Below are 15,482 nucleotides of genomic sequence, written 5' to 3' on the forward strand. Positions count from 1 at the left end.
CACTCGAATTTATTATTGGTAATGTCAACATTTTTCATATTTTTGATAGGCTCCTCGCAAGGAATTGAATTTCTTTTATAAATAAAGCAGTTGCAGGCGGCATATGTTTCTCCACATGATGGACGATGCGGATGCCTCGTTCGAATGTGAGTCCCTCTATAGGGATCTCGACCAGTCTTCCACTTTCAATATCATGAGAAACTGCCAGCCGTGAAATAATAGAAATGCCTAGGTTGTGAATGACACCTTGTTTAATTGCTTCCTGACTTGAGATCTCTAGCAAATTATGTAACTGGACGTTATAGGACTCTATTGTCTTGAACAGGAATGAGCGTGTTGCCGAGCCAATGGGTTTGGTCAGAAAAGTTTCATTGCACAAATCAGCCAACTGACAATGACGCTGCTGCGCCAAGCGGTGATTAGGTGAGCTGACCAACACCAGAGTATCGCGATAAAAATCAGTTAGTAAGTAACGCTCTGAATCTATTTTTATCTGATCAGACAGTAATAGAAACTCGACCTCATTTGCCTCCAATTTACGTAGTAAATGTTGTGAGGACGTAATATCTATTAAGAATTTAATATCTGGAGCCTGTTTTTTATACAATGAAAGCAGTCTTGGGATAAGATAGACACCAATAAAATTACTGGCTCCAAATGTAATAGTCCCCTTAAGCGGGTTATCAAGTTGGCGCAGATGTTCATGTGCTGCTTGTAATGTATTAATAACCTGTGCTGCGTAAATGCGAAACTCCTCCCCTTGATGAGTCAGATGCATACGCTTCCCAATGCGATCAAATAGTACTGTGTTTAGTTCCTGCTCCAATGTCCGTATTTTCTGGCTCATTGCTGGTTGTGAGCAGTGCATGAGATTGGCTGTTTCGGTCAGATTAAGACAATCGGACAGAATGAGAAATGCTTGAAGCTGATTTAAATTCATCATTTTCACCTAAAAGTTAGGTATGTTATAAAATATATATGCCATAAGCTGCGTAAGAAGAACAGTGGTTTAATATCATTTTCTTCCTGATTTCAAGTTACTACCATGAGGGTTACTATTGGGGGCGACACTCACTCATCATATAGACTTTCTCTATCGATATCCCCCTAATAGGTAAATCTTATGACTTAAATTCAAAAAAGCAATTGGATTTACATACTGTTTTTCATGAAAGTAACATGGCACATGCTAAAAGGAGAAAGTCGCATGAACATCAGTCCATTGGGTGAATCGCATAATATGCCCCCTCAACAATTAAACAAGAAACTAAAAAACTCATCATTTTTTAATAAATTTGGTATTCCTATTGCAATAGTAGTGTTTTTAGTTTTGATGTTTATGCCAACTCCTGAAGGCCTGACTGCTGAAGGTAAAAAGGCATTGGCAATATTTTGTTCAGCCTTGGTGATGTGGGTGTCAGGATCATTGCCCATCTATTTGACATCCATAATTGCTATCATTATGTTGGTGCTGACCAATACAGTAAAAGAAAAAGCTGCATTTAGCACCCTGGGATTTGATGTCATATGGTTAATGGTCTCAGCATTTATTTTGACATCCGCCATGATGAAGTCGAATCTGGCTCGTCGCTTTGCTCTATGGATGATTACTCATTTTGGTCAGACCCCTAAAAAAACTCTATTGGTTCTGATATTCATCAACTTTGCATTGGCCTTTTTCGTTCCATCGACAACCGCTAGAGCCAGTCTAATGGTGCCTATTTGTATTATTTTATTAGAAATTTATCGAGCTATCCCAGGTGAAAGCAACTTTGGTAAATTAACAATGTTGCTAGGGGTGCAAGCTGATGCTATTGCTACATCTGGTGTCATGACGGGTACTGCAGCAAACATGATAGCTGTTCGATTTATTGAAGAACAAACTGGTGCAAATATTGGTTATATGGATTGGTTGATGGCCAGCATGCCAACAGCAATTCTAACTATGCTTCTTACTTATGGCGTAGGATTACGGCTGTTTTCATTCAAGGGCGAAGTGGGTTTTTCTGAAGGAATGAATAAACTCACAGCCGAATTGGCGTCGCTGGGTAAGATAACCAGCAATGAAAAACGAGCGATAGCGATCTTTATTTTTACTGTCGTGCTATGGGCAACGGAGGACTATCACGCGGTCTGGTTCAATGGCTGGAGTATCAGTGTATATATGACAGCTGTGATAGCTGCAGTTTTATGTTTGATGCCGAAAGTTGGCTTGCTGACATGGTCTGAGGCAAATATAAAATGGGACTTGATGTTATTTGCGGCCGGTGCCTATGCTGCAGGTAATGCGCTGGAATCAACCCAGGGGGCTCAATGGATAATTGGTAAGCTGGTCTATGGCTTGGGACTGGAAACAATGACTCCAACAACCACTTATGTTGTGGTTATTTTCCTAAGCATGTATAGCCACATGATTTTTACTTCTAAAACGGTACGTACTACTATTTTGATTCCTGCATTTATTGCACTGGCTAAAACATTAGGCCTTAATCCAGTTACACTCGCTCTAGCAGCAGCCTTTACCTTGACATACACAATTACATTGCCACCTCATTCGAAAGTTAATGCTATTTATTTCTCCACAGGATTTTTTACAGTTCTAGATCAGCTGAAATATGGTGTTATCACTTGTTTTATTGGGGCCAGCATTATTTCCATCGCAGTATTAAGCTGGTTTAAGCTACTTGGGTATACATTGTGATGTTCATCAGCTATGAGTGGTGTCTTTATATTGATAACGTGGAGGTATAAATATGCGTCTTATTCTTATGAGACACGGTGAAACACTATGGAATATAGAAAAACGTCTGCAAGGACATGAGAATACACCTCTTTCTCCTCGCGGGATTGCTCAGGCAAAGGCGATTATTCCAAATATACGCGAGCTTTCTCCCGTACGAGTTGTCAGCTCGGATCTTGGCCGTGCTCGACAAACTGCGGAGATCATTGGATATGGTCAGGCACTCTCAGATCCTGAGTTACGTGAATTGAATATGGGGGTGTGGACAGGACAATCCAAGCCTGAGTTAATCGCAACACAAAGTAGTCTTTATGATGCATGGCGGGCAGGTACATTTACCCCTGAAGGTGGTGAGAAATGGGATGTATTTTTATCCAGAATAGAAAAGGCACTCCATTCATGGGTTCAGGCCGGCGATGGAGATCTTTTAGCTGTAGTGCACAGCGGTGTTATAAGAGCAGCTTGTGTGGCGTTCTTGGGATTGAAGCCTTCACAGCTGTTACCTGTAACGCCTGGGAGTCTGACAATTTTTAATTTTTCCAGGCATTCATATCGGCCTCAACTGGAAGCCTATAACATAGGTGGGTTATCACCTGATAAATCTGTAGCGGATTAATTAGATTATGACTCTTCCTTTAAGGAAGAGTCATAATCTTTTCTCCCTCTATAGTCTTGCAGACCTTTGTATTTTTATTGCTATAATTTCTTTTATGAGATTCATATGGTTTTTTTTGAGGTTATCAATAGAACGTTTATCTGGTGTTTAGTGTATTCGAAATTAATGTGTAACTTCGTTTAAAACTTCTGTGGTGTACGTAGCAAACGCCAAGTTTGCAGGCATTATTTACCGAAAAACTTTGGTTCTGTGATGGGAGCTGGTTTACGAGTTGTTGATGCTTGTTAACATGTGGCACGTTTCCATATTTGGCCACCCTATCTCGTGCATGATCCTCATACCGTAGAAATGAACACCCTGCATGCGCTGGATCTCATCGCCCAGTTTGAGACGGCCGCTGATGAGCGCACCATAGTGACCTTGTTGCGTGAACTGACAGCGCGCATGGGGTTCGATTATTTCAGGCTCGGCCTGATCTTCCCCAGTACCATCCAGCGTCCCGACGTCATCATCTTTAACGGTTGCCCGCAAGCCTGGGTAGATACCTACACGGCCAGCGGCTTCTTTGCCATCGATCCCATCGTCAAACGCGGCATGACCCAAAGCACTCCCATTCTGTGGGCCGATGTGGCGCGCGATGACGAGAGTTGCGATGAGCAGGGCCAGGAGGTGATGCAACTGGCCAGCGAATTCGGCATTCGTGATGGCGTGACCTTTCCCTGGCACGGTGCCAACGGCCATGTGGGCCTGCTCTCCTTCATCACCAGCACACCACGTAGTAGCCAACAGTGGCTCTCTGCGGTGCCGTTTCTCAGCTGGCTCTCCATGCATATCTTCGAGGCGGTAGCCCGGGTCTGTCTGGCCGGTCTGTCACCGCAGGATGCGCTGAGCGTGCGGGAGCTGGAGGTGTGCCGATGGGCGGCGGAGGGAAAGCAGGTGAGTGACATTGCCCAGATATTGGGGATCACTCCTCGTACCGTGACGTTTCACCTGAACAATGTAGTGAGCAAGCTGGGAGCCAGCAGCAAGAGCCAGGCCATCTCATGGGCCCTGAAGCAGGGCGTCGTCAGACTGAATGTAGAGATGGCATTGGTTGCCAATGTGGATGAAGGGCAGTGATTCACTTTGTATCGCGCAACAAATTGCGCAATTTTCGAAATATTCAGCTGGATGGGCAACTATTCCCGGTGTAAACGGTGGTCGAGCGCAGCTTATTGCGTCATGTGAGCTGGCTAATGCAGAGCTATGTTGTTAATGCATTGAAAAATATGAAATAAAAAGAGTGGCATGGTCGCTGCTAATGGTTTCGGTCGAGTGTCATTACCGTTCAACCAATCAGGAGCATACACATGCCAACTCCATGTTATATCAGCATCGAAGGTAAAACCCAGGGCAACATCACCGCGAGTGCCTTCACCTCCGATTCCGTCGGCAACATCTTCGTGCAGGGCCACGAAGATGAGATGCTGGTACAAGAGTTCCAACACGTCGTCACAGTGCCGACTGACCCGCAATCTGGTCAACCGGCTGGTCAGCGTGTCCACAAGCCGTTCAAATTCACCGTTGCCCTGAACAAGGCCGTACCGCTGATGTACAACGCCCTGGCCTCCGGTGAAATGCTGCCGAAAGTGACCCTGAAGTGGTACCGCACCTCCGTTGAGGGCAAGCAGGAGCACTTCTTCTCTACCGTGCTGACCGATGCCACCATAGTTGATATCGACTGCCAGATGCCCCACTGCCAGGATCCGGCGAAGTCTGACTTCACCCAGCTGATCCAGGTCTCTCTGGCCTACCGCAAGATTGACTGGGAACACACAGTTGCCGGTACCTCCGGCTCTGACGACTGGCGCGCACCCAGCGAAGCGTAAGCTCCGCTCTCTCTTAACGTTATTCCTTGTTGCACACCCAGGGTTCTGGCACTCGCAGTGTCAGCGGTTGCCAGACCTGTGCAAATTTTCTCCGGCCTGTTCATCTGGATGTGGTCGGAGCTTTTGTGTTTTGCCATATGGCCCAGGATCTCGGCCTTATTGCAAAGCACAACAGAGGCCAGTCGAGATGTGTTCCGCTATTTTATTGCTCGGTGACACAGGCACCGACCACGATGGTTTTCACCCATCCCCAGTGATTGCCGCCAGCCCGGACGTCTTTCTCGACGGCAAGCCAGTGGCCCGTCAGGGCGATCCGCTGGCGCCCCATGACAAGCCCAACAATCGCCCCCATCCGCGCAGTATCTCGGGGGGCGTCGGCACTGTCCTGTGCTCTTTGCGGCGCAGTGGCAAACCCATCGCTGTGACCGGTACCGCCATCGGTTGCGGTGGCGTTGTGATTGGCTCGGGCAGCGGACAGGAAGGATAAGGAACAGCGTTATGGCAGACAGCACAGGATTACAATTTACCGTCAAGGTGGGGGCGCTGCCCGAGAGCACTTTCGTGGTGGCCGAGTTTGCGCTGGAAGAGGCGCTGAACAGCCCGTTCCAGTTGCGATTGGAATTGGCCAGCCCCCAGCCGGATGTCGATTTTGCCGATGTGCTGGACCAGCCGTGCGAGCTCATGGTGTGGTACAACGGCGAGTTGCAGCGGCGTGTGTGTGGTGTTGTCAGTGACTTTGCTCAGGGGGACAGCGGTTTTCGCCGTACCCGCTATCAGCTCATGGTGCAGCCGGCGTTGTGGCGGCTTTCGCTTCGTCACAATTCCCGCATCTTCCAGGCGCAGAAACCCGATGAAATCCTCTCCATCCTGCTGCAAGAGCACGGCATCACCGACTACGCCTTTGCGCTGAAAAACGAGCACGCCCAGCGGGAATACTGCGTGCAGTACCGGGAAACCGACCTTGCGTTCGTCAACCGGCTCGCCGCCGAAGAGGGGCTCTTCTATTTCCATGAATTCGACGCGGGCAAACACCGCATCGTGTTTGCTGACGATGCGGCTGCATTAACAGCCGGCCCCGAACTCTTCTTCAACCTGGGCAACCGCTCGCTGGAACAAGGGCCATATGTGCGCCAGTTCCACTACCGGGAAGCGGTGCGCCCCTCTGATGTGGAGCTCAAGGACTACAGCTTCAAGACCCCGGCCTACGGGCTCTCCCACAAGAAACAGGGCCGCGAGCTGGAGCATCAGCGCGATAGCTATCAGCACTTTGACTATCCGGGTCGCTACAAGCAGGACGGCAGCGGCAAAGCGTTTGCCCAGCACAGGCTCGATGCGCTGCGCAATGACGCAGTGGCGGGCAGCGGCAAATCCAACAGTGCAGCCCTGCTGCCAGGCCAGTTTTTCTCGCTGACCGAGCACCCGAACGGCAGCCTCAACACCAACTGGCAAATCGTGCGCATCAGCCACACCGGCTTGCAGCCCCAGGCGCTGGAAGAGGAGGGGGGCAGCGGCCCGACCGTCTACCACAACGAGTTTGGGGTGGTCAAAGCGAGCACCACCTGGCGGGCGCGCATCGGCAGCCCACAAGCGCCGCACAAGCCCATGGTGGACGGCCCGCAGATTGCCATCGTGGTGGGGCCTGAGGGGGAGGAGATTTACTGCGACGAACACGGCCGGGTGAAACTGCAATTCCCGTGGGACAGATATGGCAGCTCCAACGACCAGAGTTCCTGCTGGGTGCGGGTGAGCCAGGGCTGGGCTGGCGGCCAGTACGGCATGATTGCGATTCCGCGCATCGGCCACGAGGTCATCGTCTCTTTCCTAGAAGGGGACCCGGACCAGCCCATCGTCACCGGCCGCACCTTCCACGCCACCAACCGGCCGCCCTACGACTTGCCTGCCAACAAGACCCGTACTGTGCTGCGCACCGAAACCCATCAGGGAGAGGGCTTCAACGAACTGCGTTTTGAAGACCAGGCGGGGCAGGAAGAGATTTATATCCACGGTCAGAAAGACCTGAACGTGCTTATCGAAAACGATGCTGCATGGCATATCAAGCACGATGAGCATAGGGATATTGACAACGAGCGGGTGACTCGCATCAAGGCAAATGACCACCTGACGGTGGAGGGGGAGAAGCGCGACCATATCAAGGGTGACCTGTCGCTGACCGTCGATGCTTCCATGCATCAGAAACTAGGGCAGTCCCTGCTGGTGGATGCTGGCAGCGAAGTACACCACAAGGCTGGCATGAAGATAGTGATGGAGGCAGGCGCCGAGCTGACCCTGAAAGTGGGCGGCAGCTTCGTCAAGATCGACCCAAGCGGCGTCACCCTCAGCGGCGGCTCCATCAAGATGAACTCGGGCGGCAGCCCGGGTTCCGGCTCCGGCTGGGGGGGCCAGATGCCGATCCAGCCCGGTGAGGTTGAAGTGGTCGCACCGCCGCCGCCGATGGAGCCTGTGCGTCAGATTGCGACGCTAAAATCTGCCGAGCCAGTGTGTGAAATTTGTGAGCAGTTGGCCAGGCAGGAAGGGGGCGACTGATGGGAGCTATCCCACTCGAGATGATGCCCGATATCGAGCTGGCCAACGCTGAGCGGCTCTATTTGCTGCTTGATGGTGCCCGTATTCCCGAGCTGGAAAGGGTTTTGTTCGAACAGGATGATGCTCCCGCTTATCAACCCATTTATCTTTATGCTCCCTGGGACAGCCTGCGAGAGGTGAGCCCCTGTCTGGTGTGTGCAACGCCTAATCTGCTCGATTGGTTTATGCAAAACCGTGAACCATCATGGGGTTACCTGTTATCGTCCCAGCTTGGCTTGTTGCCTCTTGCTGAGCGACTGAGAACGCTAATCGAAGTCGAAAGCCCTTACGGCAGCCGGATCCTGCTCAAACTTGCCATGCCTGAAACCATGTGGCGTTTGTTTATGGATGACGAGCCCTGGCTCTGGCAAGACGTTGAGCAGGTCTGGATCCCGGTGCGGCAAGCCAACCAGCCAGTGTGGTGGCACAAGACAGTGTCACCTGAGTTGGGCGAGCCGGTTGGCAAACGGTTCAGACTCTCGGATACGCAGTGGACTCGGCTGGGGGAAGTCACCTGGTTGAGCACTCTGGATGCTATCTGGCGCCACATGGATAAATGGTTTCCCGAACGTTTGGCTGAGCAAACAGATGCCCCTCAGTGGATCGCCGAGTGGGCCGAGTGGGGCTATGGCAGGGGGTTCGAAAGCACAAGAGATCTGCTGTTTTTCTTCAATGTACTGGGCTATCTCGGCACGGCCTGGAAGGAGAGTGACGCTTATCCCGTCATCACGGCATTGATCATGCGTACTTCTTCACTCACCCCCTCACAGAGAATTGAGCAAGCCGCCGAACTCGCAGAGGCACAACACAGAATAGGAATTGGGATATGAGTGCGAATCAAGATGCTGCTGCTGCCAGCAGTGCCGATGCTCAGGGGGGCGCCAAGGCTTGCCCATTGAAGAAAAACAAGATCCAACTGTTGCCAGTTCGCTATGCCCTGGTTGAACGGAAAACGGAGCATCCGGCCATAGCCAGCAACCATTCTGCCAACATCAAGTACCGCCCCGTCGGGATCCGATTGATTGATGAGACAAGCTATCTCTACCTGATCCACAGCAAGCGCCCAGATATCATCCATGCCTATCAATTGGCGGAGAATGGGGTCGTCGCCAAGCTGGAGCAGAAAGGGCTGACATCCGCCTCGGACAAGGAGGAGTTTGTTTATCAGGAATCGGACTCCACCATAGTGGTCAGTCGTTCCGGCTCTGTGCAGGTGCTCTACAGTCGCACCAAGATCTCGCCCAAGCTGCAAGGCCAGTTACTGCGCTCCTCAAAGCTACGTCAAAAGATGATGCAGAGCTGTCCGCTGGGTAGCTTCGATTGTCAAAATGGGTCTCGACACCTGCTGCCGCCTGAGCAGCTTGAGAACCATCTGGCAGAGGTACACCCGCAGCAGAGTTCTAATGCCAAAACCGATCAATGGAGCTGGTTGACTCAGCCCCCCAATACGCAAAGCGTCAGCGTGTTGACCGGCAAGATACTGCCCGACTATCAAGGCGAGGCAGCTATCTTGCTGCTGGAGGATCCGATCGGTCTGATGACAGAGTTGGCCAGTGCCTATCAGGCGATGCTGGAGCAAGAAGAGCAATGGATGGCCGAAGGCTACAACCGCGCCGATTACTTTGCCGCCGCTCAGTTGCTCCAGCTCATTGAGATGAGCGATGACCTCTTGTTGATGCAGTCGGCGGACAATCAAAAGCTGGCTGAATACAGCAAGAGCCATCCCAACGCATTAGAAAATCGCTATCGCGACTACTGGAAGGCCAAGCAGGACTATGAAGCCGCATTGGAGAAGATGAATCGCCCCAGTGCCTCCCCGTTTGGCGATAGCAAGGCGATAGAGGCCTATCGCTCTGAGCTGGACAAGAACGACGCCATGGCAGAGGAGGCTGGTGTCTCCAGTCGTGAGTTAAAGGAGATGTTTGACCGCGCCGGTGAGCAGAAGGAAGACCTGCTCTACGGCGAAAGCTGGATGGGAATTCGGGTTTCACGGGGGATCCTGGAGCGTATCGACGAGGATGCCATGCGCGCCTGGTACGGGCCAGCTCAGGCCAAGATGACCTATTGGCGGGAAACCTGTTTCCAGCTCGAAACTGACAGGGTTGCCATGCTGCCAGCAGCCTACACGGCCATTCCCGTTTATGACAAAGAGGTACTGGAGCAGTTCAAACGTCGGCTGGATCTGGAGTATCACTGGTTGCTCGGTCTGGGAGACGATCCGGAACACAGGCAGAAAGTCAGTGCATTTTTCTCCACCTTGGGTGAGCAGAACACCCATTTCTGGGTCTCCAATGCCGACAATATCGCCACCGTGGAAGACTACGACGGGCTTGAAGGGGACATCAACAACGCTCTGGGGGTCAAAGACAGCACCAGTGCGCTGATCGATGGCCTGGCTGGCCTCAAGGAGTTTCAGGCACAGATGGCGGGCATGCATCTCAAGCTAATAGACAGCATCCCTACACAGTTGCAAGGCTCCATGAGCAGGCTGGCGTCGGAACTCGGTCGTCTGGCGATTCCTGAGCTGCAAAAGATGGCAGAGCGTATACGCACGGCACAGGGTCAGGCAGATAGTCTGCTACGCCATGCCAGACCCGGCACCGTCGCCATGCTGCTGGGTCAGGCTAAGAACGCGGCCGTTACCCTCGATATCGGCACTCAGAGTGACGTAGGTCACGCAGAGTGGCAGCAGAAAACCTTGGGCACGATGGAGGCGCTGCGCGAACGGGCTGAGTCTGCCACCCGCGAATACAACAAGGCGAGCAAGGGCACGCACACCGATAGCAAGACTCGCGCTAGCGCCAATACTGAGTGGGCAGCGGTGCAGCGCGAAAGTGCTGCTCTGCGCGAGCGGGTGTTTGCATACAGCCAGCCAGTGGCCCGCCCCGGCGAGCCACACCCCGTATCCCATATCGTGATCAAAGCCAGCGGCGCGACCCTGACCGAGATAGAAGAGCACTTGCGTTTGAGTCGCGCCGCCTTGCGCAACCAGGTGTTGTTTGGCAATGCGGCCAGACCCGCCTTGGGGGGGGCGACCCTTAGCGGCAGCCTGGGTCTGGTGGTGTTGGTAGCCAACTGGTTTAACTTCGCCAAAACATCGGGGGATTTGACGCATAAGAGCAAGAATACAGGGGAGCAGAATTTTGACATTATCTCCGCTAGCTTGGGGCTGGCGGGGGCAGCATTGGCACTCAGCATCGAGGTGGTGCGCACCGCCGCCTATTGTCACTGGTTAAAGGACGGTGCTGATAGCCCCCTAAAGACGGCCGGCAGGGTGGTGACGGTAGGGACAACACTGGTAGCGGTTCTTGGATCCGGCGCTGCCATATTTGATGGATTCAAACGAGTGTCAAAAATGGATCGGCATTGGCGCCGGGGCGAGTGGGAGCCTATGGTCGCCTCTGCGATTACCCTGAGTGGCGATGGCTTGCAGGCCTATGCCAGCGGCAAAATTGCGTTCGCTGGGGGGCGGATGACCATGGCTGCCATCGCCGGGGAGATCAGCTGGCAGCGGGCCGCCGCCGTCACGCTGCGCTTCGCGGTGCGCTTCAACCCCTATATGTGGCTGGCCAGCGCCCTGATCTTCGGCGGCGAGCTGGCCTACAACTTCCTTACCTCGACCCCGCTGATGCGCTGGGTCAGCGAGTCCCGCTGGGGCTCGCGCGGCATGCTGCCATTTCTACATGCCAACCAGGAATGGGATTACGATACCCAGCTGCGCAAGTGGCAGGAGGTGATGCAGACCCCGCGCCTGAGGATTAAATACAAAACGGAGACCAAGAAGCAGCAGCGCTTGATAGTGGGTAACATCATTGATGTGCCGGTACAGCAACGGGTGTTGACCCAACTGCGTATCCTGCTGCCCATGACAGCCCCCGAGCAGGTTAAACTCGCCGTCCTGGTGAAGAGCGAGGGCAAGCTGGTCGATTTCACTGACCACTTTCGCCAAACCGCACCTGTGGCTCAGGAGGGGTTGTATACCCGACTCGACTTCGACTGGCCCCAGGATGATGTCAGCAGACGTCGCATGGAGTGGCTGCATCTGGTGCTCTCGGTCACTACGGCGGAGGGTAACCAATTATTTGAGGAGCAGGGGGGGCTACGCTTCTCCCTCAATCTCCAGCAGCTTCAGGGGCTGGAAGAGGCCAAGCTGGCCGGGGATGAGCCGGGCTGGAGCCAGGTTGAGGCGTTGGAAGAGGATGACAACTTCCCCCTGATGCGTGGCAAGATAGTGGCCCAGCTGCAACCTCTGCTGAACTGATTGCGAGGACGTATGAAACACTCAGTATTGCCTTTTTTTGCCGGTCAGCACCGGCAGGAGCGCTTCGGTGCACGTACCGTATTCAGCCCCCTGCCGGTGATGACCAATGTGCCGCCGGTACGGCGCACCGACTGGCTGACCAAGAAGTTCCCCCACTATATCGAGCTGGGGGGGGCGGGTGGCTCTCTCTTTCAAACTCAGCTGATGTTTTCGGTCTGGGTAGTGGGACTAATTATCTTTGCCATGGTTTTTTGGGGACCACCTGGAACTGGTTTGAGCGATGGTCAGGGCTGGGCCGGTGTCTGGGCTGGATTGTATAAGGAAGTCTGGGTGGGGCCAGACCAATGGGTTATGGAGTTTCGCTGGGTAAACTTGCTGATGGCGATTGGCGGATTGGGTTTTGGGCCGGGGTTTGCTCTGCTATTTACAAGTAAGTTGATATGGGAGAATCAACAGCAGTTGCGCCGGGTGTTGCCCTTTCGCTTTCACCGCCAGCGCCGCGAAGTGATGCTGTCGCGCTGGGACAAACGGACCAAACGTACCGAAGTCCGGATTTTCCCTTGGGAAGAGATGTGCGCCATGGTGGGAGAGGGCTCAGCCGTCTCGGTGAGCGGTGTTATGACCATGGCGAGCCTGTTTTTCGGTATCAACTCGGACGAGCGACCCGGCCACTTCTGGTCCGGCATGAACGTCGGCACCCTTAGCAAGGAGGTGGGGGCTAGCGAGTGGGAGATGATCCGCCGCTATATGGAAGAGGGGCCCGAGGCTATCGACGAGCCGGCCCCGGTCACCTTTGATGGCATGATTGATGAGTTCTGCCGAGAACGGAAGATACCCCGCAGCGCCTTCTCCCCCCTGCGCCGCCTCTGGTGGGAACTCAATGGTACCCGCTTTGGCATACTGCGTATCAATATCCAGAGCCGCTTGCAGCAGCGCTTCGCCGAACACTACTTCGCAGCCCATCCCGAGCTGGCAGCCTGGAGTGAGCCATTGCCGCCCGAGCAGTGGGCCAAACCGAGCGAACGGCTGACCCGTTGCAACCAGCTGCTGGCGGAACAATACGCCCAGGGCCGCAATATCTTCACCGTGGGTGACGTGCGCGAGCTGCTGGGGGAGGAGATAACCCCGCAGGCCGCTCGGGCATTGACACCCTAATGGATACCATCGTTGGGCGGGATGTGACTGTCACCCACCTGACAGCATCGATATAGAACACGGATGAAACGCTCAACATTGCCATTTTTTGCCGGCCAGTACCGCCAGGAACGCTTCGGCGCCCGCACCGTCTTCAGCCCCCTGCCGGTGATGACCAATGTGCCACCGGTGCGCCGCACCGACTGGCTGACCAAAAAGCACTCCCACTATATCGAGCTGGGGGGGGCGGGCGGCTCCCTCTTTCAAACACAAATTCTGTATATGTATTGGATCATGGGATTGGTCGTTTTTGCTGCATTCTTTTGGGGACCTCCCGGATCTGGTTTGAGCAATGGGCTGGGCTGGGCTGGCGTCTGGGCTGGCAACTATCAGGAGGTCTGGGTTGGACATAACCAATGGGTGATGGAGTTTAGCTGGATGAATTTGCTGGGGGCCGTTCTGGGATTGGGGATGGGGCCCGGTCTTGCTTTGCTTATCACGGTAAAAATGTTGTGGGAGCATCAACAACAACTTCGCCGAGTATTACCGTTTCGCTTTCACCGCCAGCGCCGCGAGATGATGCTGTCTCGCTGGGACAAGCGCACCAAGCGCACCGAAGTCCGGATTTTCCCCTGGGAAGAGATGTGCGCCATGGTGGGGGAGGGCTCAGCGGTGTCGGTCAGCGGTGTCATGACCATGGCAAGCCTGTTTTTCGGTATCAACTCGGACGAGCGACCCGGCCACTTCTGGTCCGGCATGAACGTCGGCACCCTTAGCAAGGAGGTGGGGGCTAGCTGTGTAAACCCACCAGGTTGTTCACAGATTGAAGACGACTGATGGGGGGCTTATAGCCCAGACTTGCATGAGGACGATGCCAGTTGTACTCATGCAGCCACGGTTGCAAGTGTTCTGCCCGTTGCGCTGACGAGTCATAGCTCCGTGCATAAGCCCATTCACGCAGCGCTGTCTGAATGAAGCGCTCTGCTTTGCCATTCGTTTGGGGCGTGTAAGGTTTGGTGCGCAGGTGCTTGAGTCCCAAGCGACGACACAGCTTCTGGAAGCGTTTCGACCGATAACAGGCGCCATTGTCAGTGAGTAGCCGACGGAAGCGAATGCCGAGCCCGGCGTAGTAGCGAAGTGCCTGTAACAGCGCCAGGCAGGCACTGCGTCCCGTTTCATCAGGCAGCAGGGCGCTGAAGGCCACACGGGAATGGTCATCAATCGCCACATGCGCATACTCCCATCCCGCTCCACGGGAATCCAGGCGGCGGTCACCAGTCACCCGATGGCCGGGACGACGGAAGCGCCCCAACTTTTTGATGTCCAGATGCAGCAAGTCACCCGGTTTCTCATGTTCATAGCGTTGTACTGGAGGGGCAGGTTCCAGATTAGCCAGCCGATTCAGTCCCCTTCGTTGCAGGATACGGGCGACAGTACTGTGCCCTATGCCCAGAGATTGGCTGATGTGCCGATAGGTTTGTCGCTGTTTGCGCAGTTCGATAATCCGCTGTTGGCGCAGGTCATCAATGGCATGAGGGCAGGATGCAGGTTGAGAAGAGCGATTGTACAAGCCATCAGGCCCCTCCTGGCGATATCGAGTGAGCCACTTGTAAGCGGTGCGGGTACTGACGCCGGCAGCGTGAGCGGCCTCTTCAACGCGCAGGCCCTGCTCAATGATACGTTGGACAAGAAGCTGTCGACCAAAGACGGTTAATCGGGCATTTTTATGGTTGTTCACTGGGGCACCTCGGATGATTGGTTTGGTTGGCGCCTCCAATTCTCCGGGAATGCCCCGAGTGAACAACCTACATAGAGATCACAGCTAGCCGAGTGGGAGATGATCCGCCGCTATATGGAAGAGGGGCCCGAGGCTATCGACGAGCCGGCCCCGGTCACCTTTGATGGCATGATTGATGAGTTCTGCCGAGAACGGAAGATACCCCGCAGCGCCTTCTCCCCCCTGCGCCGCCTCTGGTGGGAACTCAACGGCACCCGCTTTGGCATACTGCGTATCAATATCCAGAGCCGCTTGCAGCAGCGCTTCGCCGAACACTACTTCGCAGCCCATCCCGAGCTGGCAGCCTGGAGTGAGCCATTGCCACCCGAGCAGTGGGCCAAACCGAGCGAACGGCTGACCCGTTGCAACCAGTTGCTGGCCGAACAATACGCCCAGGGCCGGAACATCTTCACCGTGGGTGACGTGCGTGAGTTGCTGGGGGAGGAGATAACCCCGCAGGCCGCTCAGGCGTTGACACCCTAATGGATACCATCGTTGGGCGG

General features: G+C 54.0%; 13 protein-coding genes. 11 read left to right on the plus strand and 2 right to left on the minus strand.

The window, feature by feature from the left end:
- Positions 1–34 precede the first annotated feature (34 nt).
- Positions 35–940 carry a LysR family transcriptional regulator gene (locus GWQ29_RS05135; RefSeq protein WP_275918893.1) on the minus strand — a complete coding sequence of 302 codons (906 nt, stop codon included), beginning with the start codon at positions 938–940 and terminating at the stop codon, positions 35–37.
- A 267-nt stretch (positions 941–1,207) separates the two neighbouring features.
- Between GWQ29_RS05135 and GWQ29_RS05140 the strand changes: the two genes are divergently transcribed.
- From GWQ29_RS05140 to GWQ29_RS05185, 10 genes are all read left to right on the plus strand, one after another.
- On the plus strand, positions 1,208–2,701 hold the full coding sequence (locus GWQ29_RS05140) for a DASS family sodium-coupled anion symporter (RefSeq protein WP_275918894.1): 1,494 nt from the start codon (positions 1,208–1,210) through the stop codon (positions 2,699–2,701).
- A 52-nt stretch (positions 2,702–2,753) separates the two neighbouring features.
- Positions 2,754–3,356 carry a histidine phosphatase family protein gene (locus GWQ29_RS05145; protein WP_265461619.1) on the plus strand — a complete coding sequence of 201 codons (603 nt, stop codon included), beginning with the start codon at positions 2,754–2,756 and terminating at the stop codon, positions 3,354–3,356.
- A gap of 348 nt (positions 3,357–3,704) precedes the next feature.
- Positions 3,705–4,475, plus strand: a complete 771-nt coding sequence (locus GWQ29_RS05150) for a LuxR family transcriptional regulator (RefSeq protein ID WP_275918895.1) — start codon at positions 3,705–3,707, stop codon at positions 4,473–4,475.
- Positions 4,476–4,705: 230 nt separating this feature from the next.
- Entirely contained in the window at positions 4,706–5,224 is a 519-nt protein-coding gene (hcp1, locus tag GWQ29_RS05155; RefSeq protein WP_021140316.1) for a type VI secretion system effector Hcp1, read from the plus strand.
- 187 nt (positions 5,225–5,411) lie between these two features.
- Positions 5,412–5,711 (plus strand): type VI secretion system PAAR protein, encoded by a 300-nt coding sequence (locus GWQ29_RS05160; RefSeq protein WP_275918896.1) that lies wholly within the window; start codon positions 5,412–5,414, stop codon positions 5,709–5,711.
- Positions 5,712–5,722: 11 nt separating this feature from the next.
- Positions 5,723–7,768, plus strand: a complete 2,046-nt coding sequence (tssI, locus tag GWQ29_RS05165; protein ID WP_275918897.1) for a type VI secretion system tip protein VgrG — start codon at positions 5,723–5,725, stop codon at positions 7,766–7,768.
- 20 nt (positions 7,769–7,788) lie between these two features.
- On the plus strand, positions 7,789–8,637 hold the full coding sequence (locus tag GWQ29_RS05170) for a DUF4123 domain-containing protein (RefSeq protein ID WP_275918898.1): 849 nt from the start codon (positions 7,789–7,791) through the stop codon (positions 8,635–8,637).
- Positions 8,634–12,068 carry a toxin VasX gene (locus GWQ29_RS05175; RefSeq protein ID WP_275918899.1) on the plus strand — a complete coding sequence of 1,145 codons (3,435 nt, stop codon included), beginning with the start codon at positions 8,634–8,636 and terminating at the stop codon, positions 12,066–12,068. The genes GWQ29_RS05170 and GWQ29_RS05175 overlap by 4 nt, the downstream gene beginning before the upstream one ends.
- Positions 12,069–12,080: 12 nt before the next feature.
- Positions 12,081–13,223, plus strand: coding sequence for a hypothetical protein (locus GWQ29_RS05180; RefSeq protein WP_275918900.1), 1,143 nt, complete (start codon positions 12,081–12,083; stop codon positions 13,221–13,223).
- 63 nt (positions 13,224–13,286) lie between these two features.
- On the plus strand, positions 13,287–14,039 hold the full coding sequence (locus tag GWQ29_RS05185) for a hypothetical protein (protein ID WP_275918901.1): 753 nt from the start codon (positions 13,287–13,289) through the stop codon (positions 14,037–14,039).
- On the opposite strand, the gene GWQ29_RS05190 is transcribed toward GWQ29_RS05185, so the two are convergent.
- On the minus strand, positions 13,993–14,940 hold the full coding sequence (locus GWQ29_RS05190) for an IS481 family transposase (protein WP_275918902.1): 948 nt from the start codon (positions 14,938–14,940) through the stop codon (positions 13,993–13,995). The two genes, GWQ29_RS05185 and GWQ29_RS05190, sit on opposite strands and share 47 nt — an antisense overlap.
- A gap of 99 nt (positions 14,941–15,039) precedes the next feature.
- On the opposite strand from GWQ29_RS05190, the gene GWQ29_RS05195 reads away from it, so the two are divergent.
- On the plus strand, positions 15,040–15,462 hold the full coding sequence (locus GWQ29_RS05195) for a hypothetical protein (RefSeq protein WP_275918903.1): 423 nt from the start codon (positions 15,040–15,042) through the stop codon (positions 15,460–15,462).
- Positions 15,463–15,482 lie beyond the last annotated feature (20 nt).

It is taken from the genome of Aeromonas sp. 2HA2 (assembly GCF_029237345.1).
Taxonomy (GTDB): Bacteria; Pseudomonadota; Gammaproteobacteria; order Enterobacterales; family Aeromonadaceae; genus Aeromonas; species Aeromonas salmonicida.

Bases quoted from the DNA above. Each gene is read 5' to 3' on its own strand.
- GWQ29_RS05195 (WP_275918903.1), top strand. From the start codon at position 15,040: ATGATCCGCCGCTATATGGAAGAGGGGCCCGAGGCTATCGACGAGCCG.
- GWQ29_RS05135 (WP_275918893.1), bottom strand. From the start codon at position 940: ATGAATTTAAATCAGCTTCAAGCATTTCTCATTCTGTCCGATTGTCTT.
- GWQ29_RS05150 (WP_275918895.1), top strand. From the start codon at position 3,705: ATGAACACCCTGCATGCGCTGGATCTCATCGCCCAGTTTGAGACGGCC.
- GWQ29_RS05175 (WP_275918899.1), top strand. From the start codon at position 8,634: ATGAGTGCGAATCAAGATGCTGCTGCTGCCAGCAGTGCCGATGCTCAG.
- hcp1 (WP_021140316.1), top strand. From the start codon at position 4,706: ATGCCAACTCCATGTTATATCAGCATCGAAGGTAAAACCCAGGGCAAC.
- GWQ29_RS05140 (WP_275918894.1), top strand. From the start codon at position 1,208: ATGAACATCAGTCCATTGGGTGAATCGCATAATATGCCCCCTCAACAA.
- GWQ29_RS05160 (WP_275918896.1), top strand. From the start codon at position 5,412: ATGTGTTCCGCTATTTTATTGCTCGGTGACACAGGCACCGACCACGAT.
- GWQ29_RS05145 (WP_265461619.1), top strand. From the start codon at position 2,754: ATGCGTCTTATTCTTATGAGACACGGTGAAACACTATGGAATATAGAA.
- GWQ29_RS05180 (WP_275918900.1), top strand. From the start codon at position 12,081: ATGAAACACTCAGTATTGCCTTTTTTTGCCGGTCAGCACCGGCAGGAG.
- GWQ29_RS05185 (WP_275918901.1), top strand. From the start codon at position 13,287: ATGAAACGCTCAACATTGCCATTTTTTGCCGGCCAGTACCGCCAGGAA.
- tssI (WP_275918897.1), top strand. From the start codon at position 5,723: ATGGCAGACAGCACAGGATTACAATTTACCGTCAAGGTGGGGGCGCTG.
- GWQ29_RS05170 (WP_275918898.1), top strand. From the start codon at position 7,789: ATGATGCCCGATATCGAGCTGGCCAACGCTGAGCGGCTCTATTTGCTG.